Source organism: Polynucleobacter paneuropaeus (assembly GCF_003261235.1).
GTDB classification, from domain to species: domain Bacteria; phylum Pseudomonadota; class Gammaproteobacteria; order Burkholderiales; family Burkholderiaceae; genus Polynucleobacter; species Polynucleobacter paneuropaeus.
In genome coordinates this window covers 100321-122120 of the sequence record NZ_CP030085.1, presented here as the reverse complement: position 1 = coordinate 122120, position 21800 = coordinate 100321, and the positions used below count along the sequence as shown (strand labels likewise).

Genomic DNA, 21800 nt, shown 5'->3' with positions numbered 1-21800 from the left:
ACTGCACCATAGAACTATAACTAAACCAGAATGACAAATCAAGAACTTTTTGCTGCTTTGCAACAAATATCAGTAGAATTTAATTAAAGTGAATAAAAACAGTAACTTACAATCCTACCCTCGGCAACAAAGCTATCTCAAAATGCTGATTGCAGCGTGTTTTGGAACTTTTTTGGAGTGGTATGACTTTTTGACCTTCGGCGCCTTGGCGGTTACTTTTGGCCCTTTATTCTTTCCATCTAACGACCCCTCTTCCAGCCTTTTGGCTAGCTTGGCCACCTTTGGAGTGGGAATGATAGTCAGACCTATTGGAGCGGCATTTTTTGGGTCTATGGGGGATCGTATTGGCCGCAAGCCCGTATTTATGATCACCATCTCCATCATGGGGCTGGCTACGCTTTTAGTGGGGTTTTTACCCACTTACGCACAAATTGGTATCTTGGCTCCCATTCTTTTGGTGAGCCTTCGAATTTTGCAGGGATTTTCTGCTGGCGGGGAAATTGGTGGGGGAGCAATCTTCCTGGCTGAGCATGCTGGGGAAAAAAATCGGGGTTTCAAAACGAGTTTTTTACAACTCATGGGACCGTTTGGTATTTTGGCCTCTACTTTGCAGATAACACTATTACAGGGATGGCTATCAGCAGAAGAGTTTCAAGCGTGGGGCTGGAGAATTCCATTCTTTGTTTCATTCTTATTGCTTCTGCTAGCACTTTATTTCCGCAGAACTCTCGAAGAAACTCCAGTATTTCAAGAATTACAAACTAGAAGCCCAAAGACAGAAGGGCAGTTGCTGAATAATTTTAAAGACCCTGAAATCCGAAAAAAAATGTTCTTACTCTTTTTTTGTGTTTCGGGTGGAGGTGCAGTACTGTTTTTCTGCTCACAGGTCTACCTGCCGATCTTCCTTAAGACCACAGTGAAACTACCAGTAGAGCTCGTTGATCAACTGAGTGTTTTATCCACTCTTTTTTTAGTGACAACAATTATTTTTGCAGGATGGCTATCAGATCAAGTGGGGAGAAAACCAGTCATTACATGCGGTCTCTTTTTGGGAGCCGTACTCATTCTTCCGGCATTTTGGATGATGAAAACTACTGGATCTCATCTTCCATTAACTCAGCAAGATATCAAAATCATTGGCTGCATTATGTTTGGCCTGTCCTGTATTCTGGGCTTACTAGGAGGCCCTCAAGCCGCAATACTCGCTGAATTATTCCCCGCAAAGTCTAGAAATAGTGCCGCAACATTTCCTCATAATTTAGCTGCGGGATGGATTGGAGGAATGTCGCCATTGATCATCACCTGGGTGAATGAAAAATGGAATACATTAGCCGGTCTTTACTACCCATGTATATTTTTATTCTTTGCCGCTATAGCTTGGACGATATCCTACACAGAAACTTCAGTGAGAGTTTGCGGGTGCAAAAAACCCTATAAATAGGGAAAACCATTACCAGCCTTCTTTAATTATGGATACCACCCTGTCAACATCATCGACCGTCATCTTACGATGAAGAGGCAAAACCAAGTACTTATCCTCAAGAAAATCCATGTTCGGTAATTCTTGTTTTTGGGTACCAAAAATTGAGTATCGATCATTACGGTAGTGAACTTGGCCAGACTCAACCGAATTTTCCCTCAATTTTTTCATTAACCCCGCTCTGTTCTTATCAACAATAATAGTTAGCAGCCATGGACAAAAATCCACTGTTTTTTTAGAGACTGGTTGAATCACACTAATTCCTTGTACTTCTTTTAAGCCGCCTAAATAGCGCTCATAGAGCTCTTTTCGAGCGTTGACAATGTCATCAAAACACTCTAAATTTGAGAGTCCTATTGCAGCTGCAATATCATTCATTTGATATTTATACCCAATATCTTGGATGTCGTTTTCCCAAATACCACCTTGTTTTTGCGCTCTGTCAATACCGAACCATCTAAGCTTTTTTGCGCGCTCATTTAGGTTGGCATTTTTCATAACAAGCATGCCCCCGTCACCGGTGGTTAAAGTCTTAATTGCTTGAAAAGAAAATATCGTGAAATCCGATTGGTTGCCTACATAATTCTCACCATATTTTGAGCCAATCGAATGTGCAGCATCTTGAATAAGGGCTATACCATTTACGGCAGAAATTTTCTTTAGCTCATCGTACTCACAAGGAATTCCCCCATAATCCACAGTAACAATTGCTTTTGTTTTTGGAGATACCTTCTGTTTGATATCCTCTAAGCTGAGATTCATTGTTTTGGGATCAATATCAATAAATTTAATATTGGCGTTCAAGTACAAAAGAGGGATATTTGTTGCGGTACACGTAAAAGCTGGGGCCAGTACTTCATCGCCATCATTGATACCAGCCAGTATATAAGCCAAATGTAATGCGTCTGTTCCGCTTCCAACTGCAAGCGAAGATCCAGAATGTAAAAACTTTTTTGTAAATTCGTTTTGAAAGCTCTCAACTTTCGGCCCCTGACCAATCCATCTACCAGAGAGAGTTTCATTTACAGAATTAATAGCATTGGGACTTATATCAGGATAAAACAGAACTAAGCCTTTTGATGGGTCCATCAAAGGGAACTCATTCATTTTTTTATGCTTCATGATCATCAGTCTATAAAATTGAACTCAAAAAAGATTTAAGTGAATCATTAGATCCGCACTCATTATAATCCTCCTCCCTCTGATTACCGCCCGATCTAACTCTTGCTGCTCTTTGAGATAAATAACATTCAAAATCCACTCCATTTAAAAATAGGGTTGTAAATAGAAGCGATTCAGCTTGAGGATAATTTTTTAAAATAAGGGCGTATTTCCAAAAAAGATTGAAGCGGTTACCATAAACCTCAGCTCCATGAAAATTTGTGAGGGCAAATCTATCATTCACACCCCCCCATTTTTGCCAAATAGGGGTCATAACTATCGGTCGCGAATTATCACCCCATAAATTTAAACTACCCTGAAAATCAAATTTATCTAGATAATTTAGATCTGGTCTTAAAAATAAGACGACATCAGGTTTATTTTTCTTTGCCCAACTCCAGGCTCTTTGAATAGAATACAGTTCACGAATCATATTCATTAAACTCGCATAGTTGTCACTGTAAATATCTTTCAAATCGAGTGCTAATAAATCATTCCTATAATTAAAGTCGAATTCTGATTGATCGATAGCCTCGTATGAATCTGGTGAGATTAACTTTTCAAAGTTTCTTTCGACTGTCGCGTCAAATTCTTCACTTCTTAAATTGCTAAATGAATGGGCACAATTCATTAAGGCACCACAAGTAATAGTTTTCCATTCGTGAGGAATGGCACTAAATATATTATTTTGAATTGAGTTAATCGTGAATGAAAGACTGCGATTCATTCCAAAAAAACATATTGAGAATTTAATCATACCAAAAAATATCTACAGAATAAGTGGTAATCGATTAATTCCTAGAATAAACTTTTCTTCGAATTTTTCAAATAATGGAGATCCCTCAATTGAATAACTGCCATCAAATTTCTCGTATGGATTAATTTTTATTGACTCCATAAAAAAGGGGACCTGATGATTTGAGTTGACTCCAACCCCGGGTCCGATACCATAATTAGATGTTAGATTACGTGGGGGGGTCAAATACAGCAATTGATTTCTTAGGCAAGAAAAATGGAACCTAAACGCCCAAGAATCAATCTCGTTATCTTTCAGCCTTTTTCTTTGGTACCTCCAAAACATAATTAACTCTTCATCGTAATTAAGAAATTTGGGTAGTAAATTTTCAAAGAAGTTTTCGTCATTTTCGATATTATCATCATATAAAGCCCATTTTTCTCGCCAAGTTGCCCAGCCCCAGCAGTGAAAAATCTTGGCAAGAAGATACCTTCTCTCGAAGCATTCTGGTGAAAACAAATGTTCAAGAAGATTATTGCCCGAAATAGCAGCAATCCTAGGGTCTGAGTTAATTGTTGAAAATTCTTGACAATATTTAAAAAAATTGATGTCAAATTGAATATCGTCTTCCAATATGACTCCAAATTCATTTTCTTCAAAAAACCAATCTAAAGCTTTCTTTACCGCATTACGTAGTCCATAATTTTTTTCATTTCTTACTAATTTCAGATTACATTTCCAGCCTAAATTTTTAAAAAATTTCTCTACTTCATCAACCCTAAGTCTATCTTCATAAGTGCTCAGTTTATGACCGTCTATTGAAACATAAAGATTGGTCGGTTTGATCTTTTCAAGATTTTTAACAAGCCTTTTGGTAAATTCAGGCCTGTTGTAATTAAGAACCAATACAGGTATGTCAGTTATATTTATGCTTCTCATCGCTATCTATAATCGTGTTAAACATTAAGTTTCTGAGTTCTTTGCCATGAAAACCAAAAGATGTATTTGGACTCTCACCATAAGAAGCATTTGGTGACTCTACAGAGAATTTAGCTGCAAGATTAGGAGGAGGAAATCTGATTCCACCATCTAACATTTGCTCATATAGGTAGTGACAAATAATTAAATCTTCGGAATATGTTGGGTACGTTAACAAGTCAAAATTAATTCTTGCCGTCTCTACTAATAGCTTCTTACTTCTTAGAGAAAAACCACCATTTCCAACCTGATTCTTTTGCATATCCAAAACGTGATTGCCTGGCTGTAGTAATAGTTTCTTTGGCCAAGGTGCGCCAATGAAATCATATTGTAGAAATTCATTCCGCCATTTGTATGGATTAAGCACGAATCCATCTGCCTGAATTACCAGGCAATGTGAAGTATCAATATACCGGTAGAGGTCTTTAATAATAAATTTACTATACCCCCAAATATCTAATTTAGGAATGGATTCAATTTTGATCTTTGTATTCGTCGGATTAATTGATTCAGAGGTCAAAAACTTGATCTCTGCAAACTCAATTTCATGTGACGAAATTGATAAAGCAAACAGTGTACCCTCTAGGTCGACTGAGCTTACTGCAACGAGGGTGACATCCGGAAGAGATAACATAAAAATTTATTGGTGCCCCTTGTCCGACTCGAACAGACCACCTACTGATTACAAATCAGTTGCTCTACCAGATGAGCTAAAGGGGCAAAATAAGGATTTTAGCCTATTTCACAATCTTTAAAGATGGGCGATTGGGCTTAGGAGGCACATCGCTACCCCCCTGCTCGCTGGGTCTATTTTGGGTTTTTACTTGGTTGGGATCGAATGGAAATGACATTCCCTGGCCATTTTCCCGTGCATATATAGCTAAAACATGGCTTATTGGGACCAAAATCTTTTTAGGAACACCGCCAAACCTTGCCTGAAAGCTGATCCAGTCATTCTCAATTTGTAAGTTATGGCAGGCCTCGGTAGAAAGATTGAGAACAATCTCATCTTTCTTGACGAACTCCATGGGCACTTCCACGTTTTGATCGACAAAAACAGCTATAAAAGGGGTAAAACCAAAATCCGCACACCACTGGTGTAGTGCACGGATTAGATAAGGCTTATTGCTTGGAACGTCAGACATATTGATCTGATCTGACAAATGAACCGCTTAGCGGCGCATGACCTTTTCTGAAGGCGTTAATGCCTCGATATAGGCCGGTCTGCTAAAGATTCGTTCTGCGTATTTCAATAGCGCAGCTGCGTTTCTAGAAAGATCAATACCGTAATGCTCAAGACGCCACAATAAAGGCGCAATAGCTACGTCTAGCATTGAGAACTCTTCACCGAGCATATATTTGTTCTTCACAAAAATTGGGGCCAACTGAGTCAAGCGATCACGAATAGCTAGGCGAGCCTTCTCGTGAACCTTTTCTGCTGCCTTACCTTTTTCATTTTCTAGAGCGGCAACGTGGACGAACAGTTCTTTCTCAAAATTGAAAAGAAAGAGGCGTGCACGTGCACGAGCAACTGGATCTGGCGGCATCAATTGTGGATGAGGAAAACGCTCATCAATGTATTCATTGATGATGTTTGATTCATACAAAATGAGATCACGCTCAACCAAGATTGGAACTTGGCCGTAAGGGTTCATTACCGAGATATCTTCTGGCTTATTAAACAAGTCGACATCACGAATTTCAAAGTCCATGCCTTTTTCAAAAAGCACTAGACGGCAGCGTTGCGAGAATGGGCAATTAGTACCCGAGTACAACACCATCATAAATAAATTTCCTTAATCAACACTTCACAGTACTACTTTAAATTCAGTTCGGATCTTAGTGGATATCTTTCCAATAAGCCTTATTCAAGCGCCAAGCAAACAAGGTAAAGACGGCTAGGAATAAGAGAACAATCACACCTAAACGCTTACGCTCGAGTTGCACAGGTTCAGCCATCCAAGACATGAATGAAACTAAATCGGCAATATTGTCGTCGTAATCTTGAGCACTCATTGTGCCTGGAGTTAACTGCTCAAAGCCTACGAATACCTTTTCAGTTCTAGACTCATCATGTGGGTCTTTACGCTCTTCAAACTTCGCGGCACGCTGACCTTGCAATTGCCATAACACATGGGGCATGCCAACGTTTGGATACACAAGGTTATTCCAGCCAGTTGGACGCTCATCGTCTTTATAGAAAGTACGCAAATAGGTATAGAGCCAATCGGTACCGCGAGCTCTAGCTTCTACAGAAAGATCTGGTGGGACTTTGCCAAACCAGACCTTAGCATCTTTTGGCGACATTGCAATCGTCATCAAATCGCCAACCTTGGCATCAGTCAAAATTAAATTGTCTTTAATTTGCTGATCTGTCAGACCAATATCGCGCATCCGGTTATAACGAACGCTGGTCGCAGAATGGCAACCAAAACAATAATTGACAAATAGTTTTGCGCCATTTTGCAAAGAAGCGTTATTGCTGACACGATTTGGCGCAGCATCTAATGGAAAGCCGCCTTCATTTGCGCTTACATTAACACTCATTCCCAAAGCTGCTACCAGCAGACTGGCTTGGCAGAGGCTTTTCAAGGTTTGCAGAATCTGTTTCATACTTGTTCCTAATGTCTCTCTGGTATCTGAATTAATGCGCTTCAAAAGTCACCCGTGATGGAACTGGCTTAAATTTGCCCAGCTTGCTCCAGAACGGCATTCCCAAGAAAAAGCCCAGATAGTAAATGGTACAAACCTGAGAAATCTTTTCATAAGTAGGTGATGGTGGCTGAATACCCAAGTAGCCCAAAATCACAAAGCTCACTACGAAAATTCCATAAATGTATTTGTGAAATTGTGGGCGATAACGAATTGACTTCACGGGGGAGTGATCAAGCCATGGCAGGAAGAACATGATCACTACTGAACCACCCATAATCACCACACCCCAGAACTTCGCGTCTAAGAATTTAAAGCCAACCGCCAATACAACCAAGATCAACAGACAAATTCCTTTGGTCTTCCAGGTCTTAGCCATCTTTGCAAACATTAGCAAAATCACAGCCAAGAAAATCCACAATGGCAACAAGAAGTTACTAGTAGTTGCACGCAGCATGGAATAGAACGGCGTGAAATACCAAACTGGGGCAATGTGTGGGGGTGTTTGCAATGGGTTTGCAGGGATGAAGTTGTTGGCCTCTAAGAAGTAGCCACCCATCTCAGGTGCAAAGAAAACAATCAAGGCAAAGATCATCAAGAAACCGCCCAAGTACATCACATCGTGTACAGAGTAAAAGGGATGGAAAGGAATTCCATCAACAGGATGGCCTTGCGCATCAAGTGTATTTTTGATTTCTACGCCGTCAGGATTGTTTGAGCCAACTTCATGCAATGCCAAAATGTGTGCGGCTACTAAACCAATGAGTACCAATGGAATCGCTACTACGTGAAATGCAAAGAAACGGTTCAGCGTTGCATCACCAACGACATAATCACCACGCAGCCACAGGGAGAGATCTGGGCCGATCAATGGGATAGCGGAGAACAAGTTCACAATAACCTGAGCACCCCAATAAGACATTTGACCCCATGGGAGCAAGTAGCCAAAGAAAGCCTCACCCATCAAGCATAAGAAAATTGCGCAACCAAAAATCCAAATCAATTCACGGGGCTTGCGATAAGAACCGTAGATCAAGCCACGGAACATGTGCATGTACACCACGACAAAGAACATTGAGGCGCCAGTGGAGTGCATATAACGTATGACCCAGCCCCATGGTACTTCGCGCATGATGTATTCCACAGACTCAAACGCCTTGGCAGCATCTGGTTTGTAGTTCATTACCAAGAAAATACCGGTAGTAATCTGAATTGCTAAAACAACAATCGCTAGTGCGCCGAAGATGTAGAAAAAATTGAGATTCTTAGGCGCATAGTACTCACTCATATGACGCTTAAACGCTTCAGTTACCGGAAGGCGTGAGTCTACCCAGGCTAAAACTTTTTCACCAGCAGATGCGTTTGCAGGAACTTCTTTTTCATGGAATGCCATTTATTTCTCCTTAGGCCTTCTTATCATCGCCAATCAGAATCTTGGTATCGCTCAAATACATATGGGGCGGTACTTCAAGGTTATCTGGGGCTGGTTTATTTTTGTAAACACGACCTGCCATATCAAAGGTAGAACCATGACATGGGCAAAGGAAGCCGCCTGGCCAAGTATTTGGCAAAGAGGGCTGAGGACCTGCATCAAACTTAGCAGAGGGTGAGCAGCCCAAATGGGTGCAAATACCGACTACGACAAGGTATTCAGGTTTAATGGAGCGCCATTCATTACGAGCATAGGGCGGGGTCAATTCGGCTTGATTACGCTTGGACTCTGGGTCAGCCAAATTGGGGTCATTTTGAGGTAACTCAGCCAATTGAGCTTCAGTCCGACGAATCACCCAGACTGGCTTACCGCGCCACTCTATGGTTCTCATCTCGTCTGGCTTCATGCCAGAGATATCAATCTCAACAGCTGCGCCAGCGGCCTTAGCGCGCTCAGAAGGCTCAAAACTGTCAATAAAGGGGTAAAGGGCTGCAGCGGCACCAACGCCTCCCACTGCCGAAGTAGCGATCAGCCATTGGCGGCGATCCTTGTCCATACTGGGCTTGTCACTCATTTACAAAAAATCCTCAAAAGACGCGTTTAATAGTGAAAATTGCTTAAAGGTAGGATTTTAAAGTAAAAAGTGGGTTGATGAAGAAAGATCTGGGGTTAATCTTCGGGTAGGCACAATTGGCAGAGAAAGAAAGGCAATTATGGGTGTTTTAAAGGAATTTCGGGACTTTGCGGTCAAGGGGAGCGTGATCGATTTAGCCGTTGGTGTCATTATTGGCGGGGCTTTTGGCAAAATCGTCGATTCCCTGGTCAATGACATCGTGATGCCGGTCATCTCGACCCTTTTAGGCGGTCATATCGACTTTACTAACCTGTTTATTGTCCTGGGAAGTGTCCCGGATAACGTCCCCAGAACCTATGACGCCCTGAAAAAGGCAGGTGTCCCCATCTTTGCCTACGGTAATTTCATTACCATTTCGATCAATTTTATTTTGCTGGCTTTTGTGATCTTTCAAATGGTGAAAGTCGTAAACAAGATTCGGGTAGCCGATGCGCCCCCTCCCCCACCAACACCTGAAGATATTGTGTTGCTAAGAGAGATTCGAGACAGCCTAAAAAAATAATTCTTAAAGAATTTAAAACCTATGCTGAATCGACTGTGGCTTCTATTTGCCCAAGCTGTAACTATCCTCATAGCAGTTTGGTTTGTGCTGATTACGCTCAAACCAGAATGGCTAGCAGGTGCAAATGTTACGACTATTGTCGATAGTGTTACTCTCAAAGAGAGAGATGATGTATCAAGTCCAAATCCGGGCTCCTATCATGAGGCAGTGAAAAAATCGATGCCCGCGGTTGTGAATATCTTCACAAGCAAAAGTACCAAGCAGCCGTTAGCACGAAAAGACAAAAATAAAAAATCGGATCCGTTCAATCAATTTTTCTTTGGAGACACTCCGGATGCCGAGCCAATTTCCAGTCTAGGCTCTGGAGTAATAGTGAGTCCAGAAGGTGTAATTCTGACCAATCATCATGTCATCAGGGACGCAGATGATATTGATATTGCCCTTTACGATGGCAGAAAATATAAAGCGAAAATTATTGGTAGCGACCCCGAAACCGATATTGCAGTCCTAAAAATAGATGCAAAACAATTACCCAATCCAATTACCCTTGGTAATGTAAATTCAGTTCATGTTGGCGATGTTGTATTGGCTATTGGCAACCCATTTGGAGTAGGAGAAACTGTTACCTCCGGAATAGTCTCGGCAATGGGTAGAGATCACGTAGGGATTAATACCTTTGAAAACTTTATTCAAACAGATGCAGCAATTAATCCTGGAAATTCTGGTGGGGCCTTGATTGATACTCGCGGCAATCTCATTGGAATCAATACCGCGATCTACTCGAACAATGGAGGCTCGATGGGTATTGGTTTTGCAATCCCCATCAATTTAGTCAAACAAGTCATGCAGTCCATTCTTAAAACGGGGGGCGTGACTAGAGGATGGATTGGTATTGAGCCTCAGAATCTTTCTCATGAGTTAATTAACTTGATGAGACTGCCTAAAAATACTGAAGGAATTTTAGTCTCTGCGGTGCTTGAAGGTGGCCCAGCAGATCGTGGCGGTATGAACCCCAAAGATATTATTCTTGAAGTTAATAATGTCACGGTTAGAGATATTGGAGATCTTCTTAATAAAGTATCTGAATTAAATCCAGGCGATGCTGTAGATTTCAAATTAATTCGAAACTCGAAAGAATTAAATCTTAGTTTTCGAATTGGCAAGCGCCCTAAACAAAAAACTTAAGAGCTCTTTGAGCCATCGATCATAATGTGATCGGGCGTCATGCCAAACAAGTAGCGTTCATAAATAATTAGATATGCTCTCTCGAGATATTTTACAAATTTTTTTGTACTGAACAATGGACCACTAGAAATATTCTCATTTAACTTAGTTTTTATTTTCAAAAAATAATCTTTATCAGTTGCCATCTTTATCGCCAGATTAATATATTCTTGTCTTGAATGAGTGATAAGGTCAGACATATCACAGGCCTTTAAAAGGCTTGCTGCGACTCTGCCAGCAAAAGCATTTCCAGTATAAGTAATTAATGGTACTCCTGCCTTTAGTGCATCAATCGCTGTTGCATGAGCATTGTATGGATGGGTATCTAAAAATAAGTCTGCAATTTTACATCTTGCCAAATGGTCATCTATAGCATCTAACCTGCTGGCAAAAATTATGCGATCAGATTTAATTTTAAATTTTGAGAAGTTATTTAGAATATTAATTTTAAAAAATTCATTATTCTCAGATAACCACAGAACACTATTATCAACAGCCTTTAAAATTTCTACCCAGTCTTCAAGTTGCTGTAGATTAAATTTATAGCCATTGTTAAAGCAGCAGTATACGAACGCATTTTCTGGTAATCCTAATTCAGCTCTTGTGAAATTCCTTGTAGATGGAACTCTACTAGAGTTATCAATCATGAAAGAGTTCGGCATATAAAGAATTTTTTCCTCATAGTGAACTCTACTATAATCCGGGATGATTGTTGTATCCGCCACAATATAATCTATATATTCGGCTCCCATTGTTCCTGGATATCCTAGATAATTAACTTGTATTGGTGCGGCCCGATTTGCAAAAATTCCAGTTTTTGAATCTTGAGTATGTCCACCCAAATCAATTGCTATATCTATTTCTAATTCTCTGGCCAACTGAGCTATTTCTGTTGCTGAATGATTCTCTAGATCAAGGAAGTGGTCAAAATTCCTCTTAAGTTCAGTACGCACAGGATCCTTCGACTCGGCGGCAGAAAGAGAAAATGCAAATACTTCAAATTTCTCTCTGTCATGCAACAAAAATAATTCGGAGGTTAAGTATGCAACTGGATGTTCTCTGTAATCAGCAGAAAAATAACCTAATCTTATTTTTTCATGTTTATTTGCAATTGGAGCAATGAAATTTTTACTAGGAAATTTGTTTTTTATCCACTGTTTTGCAATTTTTTTATGTAGTTCTGGCCTATCAAATACTGAAAGTGCGAAAAAGGGTGTGATCACTTTTTCATTTGTATCTATTTTATTAATCAAATTCTCAATATCACGAGTGAGATTTTTCCAATCTGCTATTTGTAATTTTGTATGTATGTAGTTACCAAGTAAATATTCATGGTCAATCTGCAATTTCATTGTTTCCTCAAAACAAGAAACTGCATCCTGGTAATCTTTTTGCAATGCTAAAGCAGATCCTTTGTCGCACCTTGCCTTTACAAAATTCTCATCTAGGAGTATCGCTTTATTGAAGGATTCAATTGCATTCTTATACTTTTTGAGTTCACTTAAAACTGAACCTTTGTTATACCAAACCAAAGGGTTATTAGGGTTAATCGAAATAGATTTATCAAAACAGGCTAAGGCATCTTTAAGATTATTTTTTAAATACAAAATCCCGCCTTTACCATTCCAAGCTAGCGAATTCACAGTGTTTAATTCTATAGTCTTTTCGTATGCCAATAGGGCTTCAGATTCACGCCCCAGATCTTTAAGTACCACCCCTTTAAAGTACCACGCGTCTGAATTATTGTCTTGAAGAGATATTGACTCTTCCAGCGCTTGCAGTGCATTTAGACTCTCTCCAAGCTGTCCATATGTTATTCCTAACTTGAACCATGCCTCGGAATCTAGGGGGGCAATCTGAACTATTTTTTTGTAACGTTTCAGACCTTCCTTATTTTCACCAGAATCAATCAAGGCTGCGCCTAAATTTTTTAGGTTTAGTAAATCATTTGGATTAATAATTTCAGCTTTTTTGAAGTACTCCACCGCCTTGCGATACTTAAACTGTGTTGCGTTAATTAGTCCCAAAATACATAAAGCGCCGAAATTTTTTTGGTCGACCTCAAGAATTCTCTTTAGCATTACCTCTGCTCCAGAGTAATTTCCTCTCTGGTATGCCTCTACTGCCTGGTGAAGGAATAAATTAATTGAACTGATCATGTTGGGATTGTATTCAGTTTGATTAAAACCGTATACTTTTCTTAGCATTGTTTTTAGTGCGCTGTTTATAGGTATAGAAAAAACCCCGCTGCGTTTCCACAGCGGGGTTTCACTTTTGCTTCTTTGGCTAGCCTAGGCTAGCGTTGCATTAAAAAGTATGACGCATACCTACAGCATAGTTGTTCATGTTATAGGATACTGGGTTAACAGTGTATTGAGAGAGCGTTTGGTTAGATTGGCTTTGCTGACCGTAAATTGCATACAAATTCGTACGCTTGCTCAACCAGTAGTTCGTACCCAACTGGAATGCTCTAAATTTAGCTGTGTTGCTCTGTCCCGACGTAACGGCAGCTAATTCTGATGCTTTTACAGGCGCATTGTTAACAAATGAATTGCCTTGTGCACCGTTTGAAACAGTATAGTTACCCATACCAACACTTGCCCAACTTTCAATGGTTGGGGTAACAAATGAGCGAACACCAATTTGTGAAGCTGTGCGAGCCACATAAGCTGTTGCATTATTAACATCTGATGTCTTACGATTGATGTACTGAACATAAGCTTTCAAGATTCCAAAGTCATATGTACTTGCATAGTACTGTTGTACATCTTTTGCATTTGTACCCAAAACGCTTGTGCCGCCCCAACCATTTTGAATAGGTGCGCCAGTACTGTAAGCACCGTTTGAGTTTGCGTTATAGGGGTTCTTATCGGTGAAAGCTTGGTAGTTGGCTGTAACCAATAATTTTTGCCATGTGTAATCTACGCCTAAGCCCCATGCAGTATGTGAACTCTGACCACCAGCATAGCCAGCTCCAATGGAGTTGGTATTTGTCCCAGATGGTGTGGTGTATTGAGAAGCTGTATTGCCGTCCATTACAGCGAAAGCTTTGCCTTTGAACCCTGAGAATGTATCAGTTTCTAGGCTCAGCATGTTGTTTGCACGAACGGTATATGAGGTGTTGTTCTGCATTCCTGAGTAGTTAAAGTTACCAGCTTGAGTTGCCGAAGCACCAACCGCACTACCAACTGCCTGGTTACCCTGTGAAGCACCGATGCCCGAGAACTTATCATAAATCACGTTACCCATCATGTTGTTCTGCATACCAGGATCAGTTGCAGCCACAGCATTATGGATAGTGGTGTATTGGGTACCAAATGCAAATTGGCCTACACCAGCCTTTTTCAAACCAGCAAAGGTTTGGCGGTTAGCAGTGCCGGTGCTTGCTGAAATAGCATTTTGTTGATTTGGTGTTAGAGCTGTTTCAATAGTAAAGAATGCTGATAAACCGCCGCCCAAGTCTTCATTTCCTTTGAAGCCAAGTCGGGAAGATGATTCTGCACCGTCTGCAAAACCACCTGTTGTTGTTTTGACAACGCTGTTAGCGAGTGGGTTTGTAGTTGCGTTATAAGCATTAGATGTAGAGGCTTGATTAGCGGCTGAAGTATTTGAACCAACGTATCCTAAGTCCAAAATGCCGTAAACAGTTACGCTGGACTGAGCTTGCGCTGAGCCAGCAACTGCACCAATGGCTGCGAGTGCGAATAGCGATTTTTTCATTCTTTAAATCTCCATAAATTGAAAGTAATGCCCAAGAAAACTGGGACCTATGAATTTTGCTGGTTTTGCCTTGCTAGACTGGGTACAAGGGTATTTAGAGGCTCTTTTTGCTTGTCAAAAGGGGCTTTTTTGGCTTTCTTCGTTGTATCTCGACAACAAGACCTTTGTTTTCTGTCTTTTTATGCCCTTGAATGACAAAATTGTCATATGGCAAGTCGCGAATTCTTAAAAATCCTCAGCTCAGCCCGTTTGGGTGATGTATTCGCGCAACAAAAACTCGCATCCGCTTACCTTACTGGATCCTTTAAAACCCCAATTCAGCCTGGTAATGCCCTAATTTGGCTAGAAAAATGCTATTTAAGCCTTAAAAATCAATCTCTTGAGAAAAAATCCTCAGAAGTTGGTGAGGTATCCAAACTTTACGAGCAAATTACCCAGATTCCGTTATCAGAAACCCTTCAATCGCCCTCTTTTGGATTTGCCTGGGATATTTTTTGGGAGCTAAGTCACGCCAATAGCGCCAGCGCAAAGTGGCAACTGGCCAATCTACTAATTAACCCCTCAAACGAGGCATTGCAAGGGCAAGTTGAGCAGTGGCTTAAGAGTAAAAACACTTTGGCTTCAAACAACAAAGTATCTGCGCTCAACTTTGAAGAGCTTCAAGAGCTGGCTAAACAATATTTACAAGAGCTTGCTGATTCTGAATCAGCTTTTACCCATTTAGCTAAAGAGCTGCTAATTAAACTTCAACCCAAAAATCAAACCCTCTCATCATTGTGGGACTCTTGGCTTGAGCAAAATAATGAAGAAGCTTTGCATCGCTCTGCCGAATTAGGGCTCACTGTTGCTAAGCTCACACTGGGTTTGCGTTTAGCTCGTATTGATCAAATAGGCCAAGCTGAAAAAATAGAGGGTGGCAAATCGAACGCTTCTCTCAAAAAAGCGGCTTACTGGCTAGAGCTTGCTGCTAAAGATGGTGATCGAGATGCTTGGTTTGCTCTAGGAGAAATTTATCGGCGCCCTCAGTTTTCTGGTTACAGTGCAACAGAAAGTGATCGCTGCTTTGATAGAGCTGCCGACTTGGGGCATGCGCAAGCTCAGTTTCGGAAAGGAGCTAACTTGTGGCGCAAGCGAGAAAAAATCGAAGAGCCGGTCCGTGGTCTGCAAGCATCCTATTGGATTTGGCAAGCGCAGCAACAAGGGGTCGCTGAAGCGACCGAGCTTCTACAGAAAATTCTAGAGAGCGTGCCAAATCCAAAACGCAATGACTGGTATGAACTTGCCCTCCTTGCAGATCATGCATTAAATCATCACGCTGAACATAAGCTCGATGAAGAATGGATCCTGATGTGCCATCGCATCATCATCGCCAATCAATTTCAGATGAGCAAGGCTGAGTTACTGCTCTGTGAAGTCAGTCAGCTACAACATGAGCATTGTGTAGTGGTTGATATTCGTTGGGAGTTACCAAAAATATTACCTAGACTGATTCAGATTGAAACAATCAGTCAACGCCGTAGCTTGCTTGCTGCTGGTAAGGCGTTTTCTGGAACTGCTTTAGATCAAGAAGGTAATCTAAGACAAAGACGCTATCGATTCGATCGAGTGACTGCCTGGTTAAATACCAACATTACTAAACGTCAAATCGATGAATCCGATGCAGGGCTGGTCTGATCTTCTTTGTCTTTAGGTACGTATAGGCGAGCGGCTAAAAGCCCGATCTCATAGAGCACGATCATCGGTATCGCTAGCAATAACTGGGACAGCACATCTGGGGGCGTTACAACAGCAGCAATAATGAAAGCGCCCACAATCACATAAGGACGAATCTCTTTTAACTTTGCCAAGGTGACCATGCCCATGCGCACCAATACCACGACGACCACAGGTACTTCAAAAGTAATTCCAAACGCTAAGAAACTGGTCATAGCAAAACTCAGGTAGTTATCAATATCAGTAGACATCTCCGCACCGAGCGGCGCGTTATAGCTTGCCATGAATTTAAAGACGGTTGGAAATACTAAGAAGTAAGCAAAAGCCATACCAACAATGAATAGCGTATAACTACTCACGACCAAAGGCAGAATTAATTTCCGCTCGTGTATATAAAGACCAGGCGCAATAAATGCCCACAGCTGGTACATCACCACCGGTAAGGCAATCATGAATGCAGCCAACATAGTGACCTTCATCGGCACAAAGAAAGAGCCCGTTACATCAGTCACAATCATTTTTCCACCAGCAGGCAGCGCATTGAGTAGAGGCTGTGCAAATAGATGAAAAATATCTGGGGCCCAGTACACCAAGCAAGCAAATACGACGATCACTGCCAAGCCGGCCTTAATGATGCGATCGCGTAACTCAAATAAATGGGAGAGAAAGGATTCTTGTAATCCTGAATCTTCAGTAGAGTGGTTTTCAGTCATGGGGAAATAAAAGAATTACTTACTAGCGCTGTGATGAAAACGTTTCATTCTGGCGGCGCCCGATTGCACCCTTGCCCGAATGCCTGAAGAACGTTTGAACCATAAAGGTCTAGCTGCGCGTTTATTTGCCCAACTATTCCTGCCTTGACGCTGCGTCTTCCGAATGACATCTTGCTCATTGGGAATCGAGTCAAAACTCGTTGAGCTTGCTAAACCCAGATCAGCTTGATCACTCAGATGGGTAGTGACTTCTTGAGCGGTCGAATGAATACTGTTCTCAACCTCTTTGAGTACTGCAGTACTTTCTTCCCGTATTTTTCTGAACTCTTCCATCTCCATTTGACGGTTGACTTCAGATTTCACTTCAGACATGTAACGCTGTGCACGTCCAAATAAATTGCCAGCAACGCGGGCCACTTTTGGGAGGCGCTCAGGGCCCACCACAATTAAGGCGACTACCGCAATGAGCGCAAGTTTTGAAACTCCAAGATCAATCATGAGCGCTCATTGATATTAAATGCTTACTTATTCAGATCTTTAGCTTGCACATCTACAGTCTTGTCTGTAGTTGCTCCGCCTGAGGGGATTTGCTCTTTCGTAGCGTCGGCGCTATTCATACCATCTTTAAAGCCCTTTACTGCGCCCCCAAGATCTTGTCCGATATTGCGTAATTTTTTGGTACCAAAGACTAACATCACAATGACCAACACGATTAACCAATGCCAAATACTGAATGAACCCATCACTTTTCTCCTTGGATTATTTTTTCCAGGGGCGTGGACCGCCCAAAACATGTAAATGCAGGTGATAGACCTCTTGCCCACCATCTGCGCCATTATTGACCATCACTCTAAAGCCGCCATCTTTTCCGGGACGACAGCCCTGCTCTTTTGCAAGACGAGGTGCTAATTCCATCATTCTACCGAGCAAAGGGGCATCTTCAGCCTGAGCCGACTCTAACATTGGCATATGTTTTTTAGGAATGATTAAAAAATGAATTGGCGCCCCAGGATTAATGTCCTTAAAAGCAAAGATTTCTTCATCTTCATACACCTTTTGTGAAGGAATCAAACCTTGGGCGATCTTACAAAATAGGCAATTGGGATCGTGACTCATCAGCTTTACTCTTGGCCAGTCGCTTTTCTGGCAGCCTTCTCTTCAATGCCAGAAGTTCCCAAGCGGCGATCGAGCTCAGCAATGACATCTTCGGGACGCAAACCAAATTGAGATAGTGCAATCAGGCAATGAAACCAAAGATCGGCCATTTCACCAACTAAGCGTTTTTGTTGCTCTGCTGCCAGCTGTGATTGACGAGAGTCTTTAGCAGCCATCACTGCTTCAGTTGCCTCTTCACCAATTTTTTTCAAAATCCCATCATCGCCCTTCGAGAAGAGCAAAGCAGTATAGGAAGTCTTGGGATCGATCTGACCGGCCTTAAATGCCTCACGGCGCTGATCCACAACATCAGCCAGATAGGCTAAAGCCGAATCCAAACCTGATCCTGATTTTGCTGAATTATTCATGCCTTAATTTTATGTCTTTTACAGGGCCAGGGCTTACTTAGCGGCTTTAGACTCATCCACCCAGGCCGATTTAGCACTATCCCAATTGAGGAAGAAACAGCTATGCTCACCTCTATGGCAAGCAATGCCGTCTTTTTGCTCCACTAAAAGCAAAATCGTATCGCCATCACAATCCAAGCGAATTTCTCTCACTTTTTGGGTATGGCCAGACTCTTCTCCTTTGTGCCACAGCTTCTGTCTAGAGCGACTCCAATAGATAGCTTCGCCTAAGCGCAAAGTCTCTAGCAAAGCATCCCGATTCATCCAGGCCATCATTAAGACATCTTTACTGCCCACTTCTTGGGCAATGACTGGCACTAGGCTTTGCTCATTCCAGGAAATAGCATCCAGCCAGCCATCCGCTTGCAAAGATTGATTTGGGGTAAATGTGCTCATGGCCTTACTTTACTGCTAAATGCGCACCGGGATTCCTTGAGCCGCCATATATTCTTTTGCTTGCCCAACCGTAAATTCCCCGTAATGAAAAATACTTGCTGCTAGCACGGCGTCGGCATGCCCTTTGGTAATGCCGTCCACTAAATGCTGAAGATTGCCAACGCCGCCAGAAGCAATTACAGGCACGCTCACTGCTTTACTAACAGCGGCAGTGAGCTCCAAATCAAAACCATCTTTGCTGCCATCGCGATTCATACTGGTTAAAAGAATTTCTCCAGCGCCACGCTCGGTCACTTCTTTAGCCCAAGCCACAACATCAATCCCCGTTGCCGTTCTACCACCATGGGTAAATACTTCCCAAGTACCGCTTGGAGTTTGTTTGGCATCGATCGCGACCACAATGCATTGAGAGCCATAGTGGGCGGATGCGTCAGAAACTAAATCAGGATTGGCTACTGCGGAAGAATTCATACTGACTTTATCGGCGCCGGCATTGAGTAAACGACGTACATCTGATACTTGACGTACTCCGCCGCCCACCGTCAGCGGAATAAATACTTGTGAGGCAACATCTTCAATGATGTGCAAAATCAGATCGCGACCATCGGATGTCGCAGTGATGTCTAAGAAAGTGAGCTCATCTGCGCCCTGGATGTCATAACGACGCGCAATCTCAACAGGATCTCCAGCATCGCGCAGGCCAACAAAATTAACGCCTTTAACGACGCGACCGGCTGTCACGTCTAGGCAAGGAATAATTCTTTTGGTGAGCACTGTTATTAACTAATTTTCTTAGCGTATTTAAGTGTCATCTCATCAGCGTATTTTTGCGCAGCGGTGAGATCAAGATCACCAGCATAAATCGAGCGGCCCGCAATCACACCCATTACGCCCTCTTCTTCTGCTGCGCAGAGTGCTTCAATGTCTTTGTTGTTAGAGAGTCCGCCACTTGCTATCACCGGGATACGCACTGCTTGAGCTAGCTTGACTGTTGCTTCTAAGTTCACACCCTTGAGCATGCCATCTCGACCAATGTCTGTGTAGATGATTGCTTCAGCGCCATAGTCCTCGAATTTTTTACCCAGATCAATCACTTCATGACCAGTGATCTTGCTCCAACCATCAGTAGCCACCTTGCCATCACGCGCATCCAATCCGACCATGATGTGGCCAGGGAATGCAGTGCAAGCATCTTGCAAGAAGCCTGGATTTTTCACCGCGGCTGTACCAATAATGACGGTACTAATTCCATCATCGAGCAAACGCTCGATTGTTTCTAGATCTCGAATACCGCCACCCAACTGAACGGGGATCTCATCACCCACTGCTTTGATAATCGCTTTAATTGCGGATTCATTTTTTAACTTACCAGCAAAGGCGCCATTGAGATCAACCAAGTGCAGACGGCGTGCCCCTTTAGAAATCCAATGTTTTGCCATCGCAGCGGGATCTTCCGAAAATACCGTAGCCTTATCCATATCGCCCTGCTCCAAGCGGACGCAGTGGCCATCTTTTAAGTCAATTGCAGGAATCAGCAGCATGTCAAAATTTAAGGTTGCCAGGAAACAAAGTTTTTATACAGTCGCAGTCCATATTCTGCACTCTTTTCTGGATGAAACTGCGTAGCAAAAATATTATCTCGCGTTACCGCAGAAGTAAACCAATTCCCGTACTCGGTTGAACCGGCTATATTTTTCACCTCTTTTGGCACGACATAGTAGCTGTGGACAAAGTAGAAGCTGGTCAGATCTGGAATGTCCGCCCAAAGTGGGTGAGCAATATCTTGGCGCACTTGATTCCAGCCCATGTGGGGAACCTTGAAATCTGAACCATCTGCTTGTTTTTGGCCTTGTAATTCAAAACGACGGACTTCTCCAGGAATCAGGCCCAAGCAAGGGGTGAGAGAAGAACCAGGGCGAGTCTCAGCGCTTTGATCAAAGAGCATTTGCTCACCAACGCAGACACCCAACAAAGGCTTATTTTTGGCGGCGTCTAATACTGCTTCTAACAAGCCGGAGTCTTTTAACTGTTTCATGCAGTCGGGCATCGCACCCTGACCAGGTAGAACCACCCTGTGGGCTTGCGCGATTTCTTCAGGCCGCTGGGTCAGCAAAATCTTGGCGTCCGGCGCAACATGATGAAAGGCTTGATACACGGAACGGAGATTGCCCATTCCGTAATCAACGATCGCAATGATTTGCGCCAACTTTTAACCTATTTTCTGTTTAGTCTTCGACCCAGCAAGTGCCCTGGATTAGAGGCTGCCTTTGGTTGAGGGAACGGCCCCGGAAGCGCGGGGATCAATGGCTAAGGCCATTCTTAAAGCACGGCCAAAGGCCTTAAAGACCGTTTCAATTTGGTGGTGAGCATTAATGCCCCGAATGTTATCGATGTGCAAAGTTACTCCGGCATGATTGACAAAGCCACGGAAAAACTCAATGCTCAGATCGACATCAAAATCACCTACTCGCGCACGAGTAAAGGGTACGTTAAATTCTAAGCCAGGGCGTCCAGAAAAATCAATGACGACTCTAGATAAAGTTTCATCCAAGGGAACATAAGAGTGGCCATAACGGGTGATGCCGGTTTTATCACCAACCGCTTTGGCAAAAGCTTGGCCCAAGGTGATGCCAACATCTTCGACAGTATGGTGATCATCAATATGGGTATCACCCTTAGCGATCACTTTGAGGTCAATCATTCCGTGACGTGCAATCTGGTCAAGCATATGGTCCAAAAAGGGGACGCCCGAGGCTAATTCAGCCTTGCCGGTTCCATCCAAATTAATGGAGATCTCGATTTTGGTTTCCGAAGTGTTTCGGGTAACGTCAGCTTGCCGCATACTTCAAAGCGCCGTGAGGCGAAGTGTTGAATGAAGCCCCATAATATCATTCCTA

At 42.4% G+C, this 21800-nt stretch carries 25 protein-coding genes and 1 tRNA gene; 4 read left to right on the top strand and 22 right to left on the bottom strand.

Annotated features, from left to right (window positions below; all coding sequences use genetic code 11):
- Positions 1-142: 142 nt before the first annotated feature.
- A complete protein-coding gene (locus Pas1_RS00715) occupies positions 143-1441 on the top strand; it encodes an MFS transporter (RefSeq protein ID WP_112295133.1) in 1299 nt (432 codons plus the stop codon).
- A gap of 9 nt (positions 1442-1450) precedes the next feature.
- Here the strand turns inward: Pas1_RS00715 and Pas1_RS00710 are convergent, their stop codons facing one another.
- The 10 genes from Pas1_RS00710 to petA all read right to left on the bottom strand — a co-directional run bounded on the left by Pas1_RS00710 (position 1451) and on the right by petA (position 9013).
- Positions 1451-2602: a DegT/DnrJ/EryC1/StrS family aminotransferase gene (locus Pas1_RS00710; RefSeq protein WP_112295132.1), complete on the bottom strand. Its 1152-nt coding sequence runs from the start codon at positions 2600-2602 to the stop codon at positions 1451-1453.
- A 10-nt stretch (positions 2603-2612) separates the two neighbouring features.
- On the bottom strand, positions 2613-3368 hold the full coding sequence (locus tag Pas1_RS00705) for a hypothetical protein (protein WP_112294197.1): 756 nt from the start codon (positions 3366-3368) through the stop codon (positions 2613-2615).
- 42 nt (positions 3369-3410) lie between these two features.
- Complete coding sequence (locus tag Pas1_RS00700) at positions 3411-4316, bottom strand: glycosyltransferase family protein (protein ID WP_112294196.1); 906 nt, start codon at positions 4314-4316, stop codon at positions 3411-3413.
- Positions 4294-4989 (bottom strand): DUF5672 family protein, encoded by a 696-nt coding sequence (locus Pas1_RS00695; protein WP_112294195.1) that lies wholly within the window; start codon positions 4987-4989, stop codon positions 4294-4296. Before Pas1_RS00695 ends, Pas1_RS00700 begins: the two co-directional genes overlap by 23 nt.
- A gap of 10 nt (positions 4990-4999) precedes the next feature.
- A tRNA-Thr gene (locus Pas1_RS00690) sits at positions 5000-5075 on the bottom strand.
- Positions 5076-5092: 17 nt separating this feature from the next.
- On the bottom strand, positions 5093-5500 hold the full coding sequence (locus Pas1_RS00685; RefSeq protein WP_112294194.1) for a ClpXP protease specificity-enhancing factor: 408 nt from the start codon (positions 5498-5500) through the stop codon (positions 5093-5095).
- 27 nt (positions 5501-5527) lie between these two features.
- Positions 5528-6139: a glutathione S-transferase N-terminal domain-containing protein gene (locus Pas1_RS00680; RefSeq protein WP_062307169.1), complete on the bottom strand. Its 612-nt coding sequence runs from the start codon at positions 6137-6139 to the stop codon at positions 5528-5530.
- A 55-nt stretch (positions 6140-6194) separates the two neighbouring features.
- On the bottom strand, positions 6195-6968 hold the full coding sequence (locus tag Pas1_RS00675) for a cytochrome c1 (RefSeq protein ID WP_112294193.1): 774 nt from the start codon (positions 6966-6968) through the stop codon (positions 6195-6197).
- Positions 6969-6999: 31 nt separating this feature from the next.
- Positions 7000-8400: a cytochrome b gene (locus Pas1_RS00670; RefSeq protein WP_112202733.1), complete on the bottom strand. Its 1401-nt coding sequence runs from the start codon at positions 8398-8400 to the stop codon at positions 7000-7002.
- 10 nt (positions 8401-8410) lie between these two features.
- On the bottom strand, positions 8411-9013 hold the full coding sequence (petA, locus tag Pas1_RS00665) for a ubiquinol-cytochrome c reductase iron-sulfur subunit (protein ID WP_112208722.1): 603 nt from the start codon (positions 9011-9013) through the stop codon (positions 8411-8413).
- A gap of 139 nt (positions 9014-9152) precedes the next feature.
- Between petA and mscL the strand changes: the two genes are divergently transcribed.
- Entirely contained in the window at positions 9153-9575 is a 423-nt protein-coding gene (gene mscL, locus Pas1_RS00660) for a large conductance mechanosensitive channel protein MscL (RefSeq protein WP_112202729.1), read from the top strand.
- 21 nt (positions 9576-9596) lie between these two features.
- Positions 9597-10760 (top strand): trypsin-like peptidase domain-containing protein, encoded by a 1164-nt coding sequence (locus tag Pas1_RS00655; protein WP_112294192.1) that lies wholly within the window; start codon positions 9597-9599, stop codon positions 10758-10760.
- On the opposite strand, the gene Pas1_RS00650 is transcribed toward Pas1_RS00655, so the two are convergent.
- Together Pas1_RS00650 and Pas1_RS00645 are read right to left on the bottom strand one after the other, a co-directional pair.
- The gene (locus Pas1_RS00650; protein ID WP_158525975.1) at positions 10757-12958 is read right to left on the bottom strand and encodes a tetratricopeptide repeat protein; all 2202 of its coding nucleotides are present in this window, start codon (positions 12956-12958) and stop codon (positions 10757-10759) included. The two genes, Pas1_RS00655 and Pas1_RS00650, sit on opposite strands and share 4 nt — an antisense overlap.
- A 148-nt stretch (positions 12959-13106) precedes the next feature.
- On the bottom strand, positions 13107-14519 hold the full coding sequence (locus Pas1_RS00645) for a porin (protein ID WP_112294190.1): 1413 nt from the start codon (positions 14517-14519) through the stop codon (positions 13107-13109).
- Positions 14520-14726: 207 nt separating this feature from the next.
- Here Pas1_RS00645 and Pas1_RS00635 point away from each other — a divergent pair, with 207 nt between their 5' ends.
- Entirely contained in the window at positions 14727-16193 is a 1467-nt protein-coding gene (locus Pas1_RS00635) for a tetratricopeptide repeat protein (RefSeq protein ID WP_112294188.1), read from the top strand.
- Here the strand turns inward: Pas1_RS00635 and tatC are convergent.
- From tatC to hisB, 10 genes are read right to left on the bottom strand one after another with little or no spacing between them, the layout of a single operon-like run.
- Positions 16160-16945: a twin-arginine translocase subunit TatC gene (gene tatC, locus Pas1_RS00630; protein ID WP_112294187.1), complete on the bottom strand. Its 786-nt coding sequence runs from the start codon at positions 16943-16945 to the stop codon at positions 16160-16162. The genes Pas1_RS00635 and tatC overlap by 34 nt on opposite strands.
- 15 nt (positions 16946-16960) lie before the next feature.
- Entirely contained in the window at positions 16961-17443 is a 483-nt protein-coding gene (tatB, locus tag Pas1_RS00625; protein WP_112237013.1) for a Sec-independent protein translocase protein TatB, read from the bottom strand.
- A gap of 23 nt (positions 17444-17466) precedes the next feature.
- Positions 17467-17688: a Sec-independent protein translocase subunit TatA gene (tatA, locus tag Pas1_RS00620; RefSeq protein WP_112202701.1), complete on the bottom strand. Its 222-nt coding sequence runs from the start codon at positions 17686-17688 to the stop codon at positions 17467-17469.
- Between the two features lie 16 nt (positions 17689-17704).
- Positions 17705-18061, bottom strand: coding sequence for a histidine triad nucleotide-binding protein (locus tag Pas1_RS00615; RefSeq protein ID WP_112202699.1), 357 nt, complete (start codon positions 18059-18061; stop codon positions 17705-17707).
- Between the two features lie 5 nt (positions 18062-18066).
- Entirely contained in the window at positions 18067-18468 is a 402-nt protein-coding gene (locus tag Pas1_RS00610) for a phosphoribosyl-ATP diphosphatase (protein WP_112294186.1), read from the bottom strand.
- 33 nt (positions 18469-18501) lie between these two features.
- Positions 18502-18903 (bottom strand): phosphoribosyl-AMP cyclohydrolase, encoded by a 402-nt coding sequence (gene hisI / locus Pas1_RS00605; RefSeq protein ID WP_112202695.1) that lies wholly within the window; start codon positions 18901-18903, stop codon positions 18502-18504.
- Positions 18904-18918: 15 nt separating this feature from the next.
- Positions 18919-19677 carry an imidazole glycerol phosphate synthase subunit HisF gene (gene hisF / locus Pas1_RS00600; RefSeq protein ID WP_112294185.1) on the bottom strand — a complete coding sequence of 253 codons (759 nt, stop codon included), beginning with the start codon at positions 19675-19677 and terminating at the stop codon, positions 18919-18921.
- A 5-nt stretch (positions 19678-19682) separates the two neighbouring features.
- Positions 19683-20444 (bottom strand): 1-(5-phosphoribosyl)-5-[(5-phosphoribosylamino)methylideneamino]imidazole-4-carboxamide isomerase, encoded by a 762-nt coding sequence (gene hisA / locus Pas1_RS00595; protein WP_112294184.1) that lies wholly within the window; start codon positions 20442-20444, stop codon positions 19683-19685.
- A gap of 8 nt (positions 20445-20452) precedes the next feature.
- Entirely contained in the window at positions 20453-21109 is a 657-nt protein-coding gene (hisH, locus tag Pas1_RS00590; RefSeq protein WP_112294183.1) for an imidazole glycerol phosphate synthase subunit HisH, read from the bottom strand.
- A 48-nt stretch (positions 21110-21157) separates the two neighbouring features.
- A complete protein-coding gene (gene hisB, locus Pas1_RS00585) occupies positions 21158-21745 on the bottom strand; it encodes an imidazoleglycerol-phosphate dehydratase HisB (RefSeq protein WP_112202687.1) in 588 nt (195 codons plus the stop codon).
- Between the last annotated feature and the right edge of the window lie 55 nt (positions 21746-21800).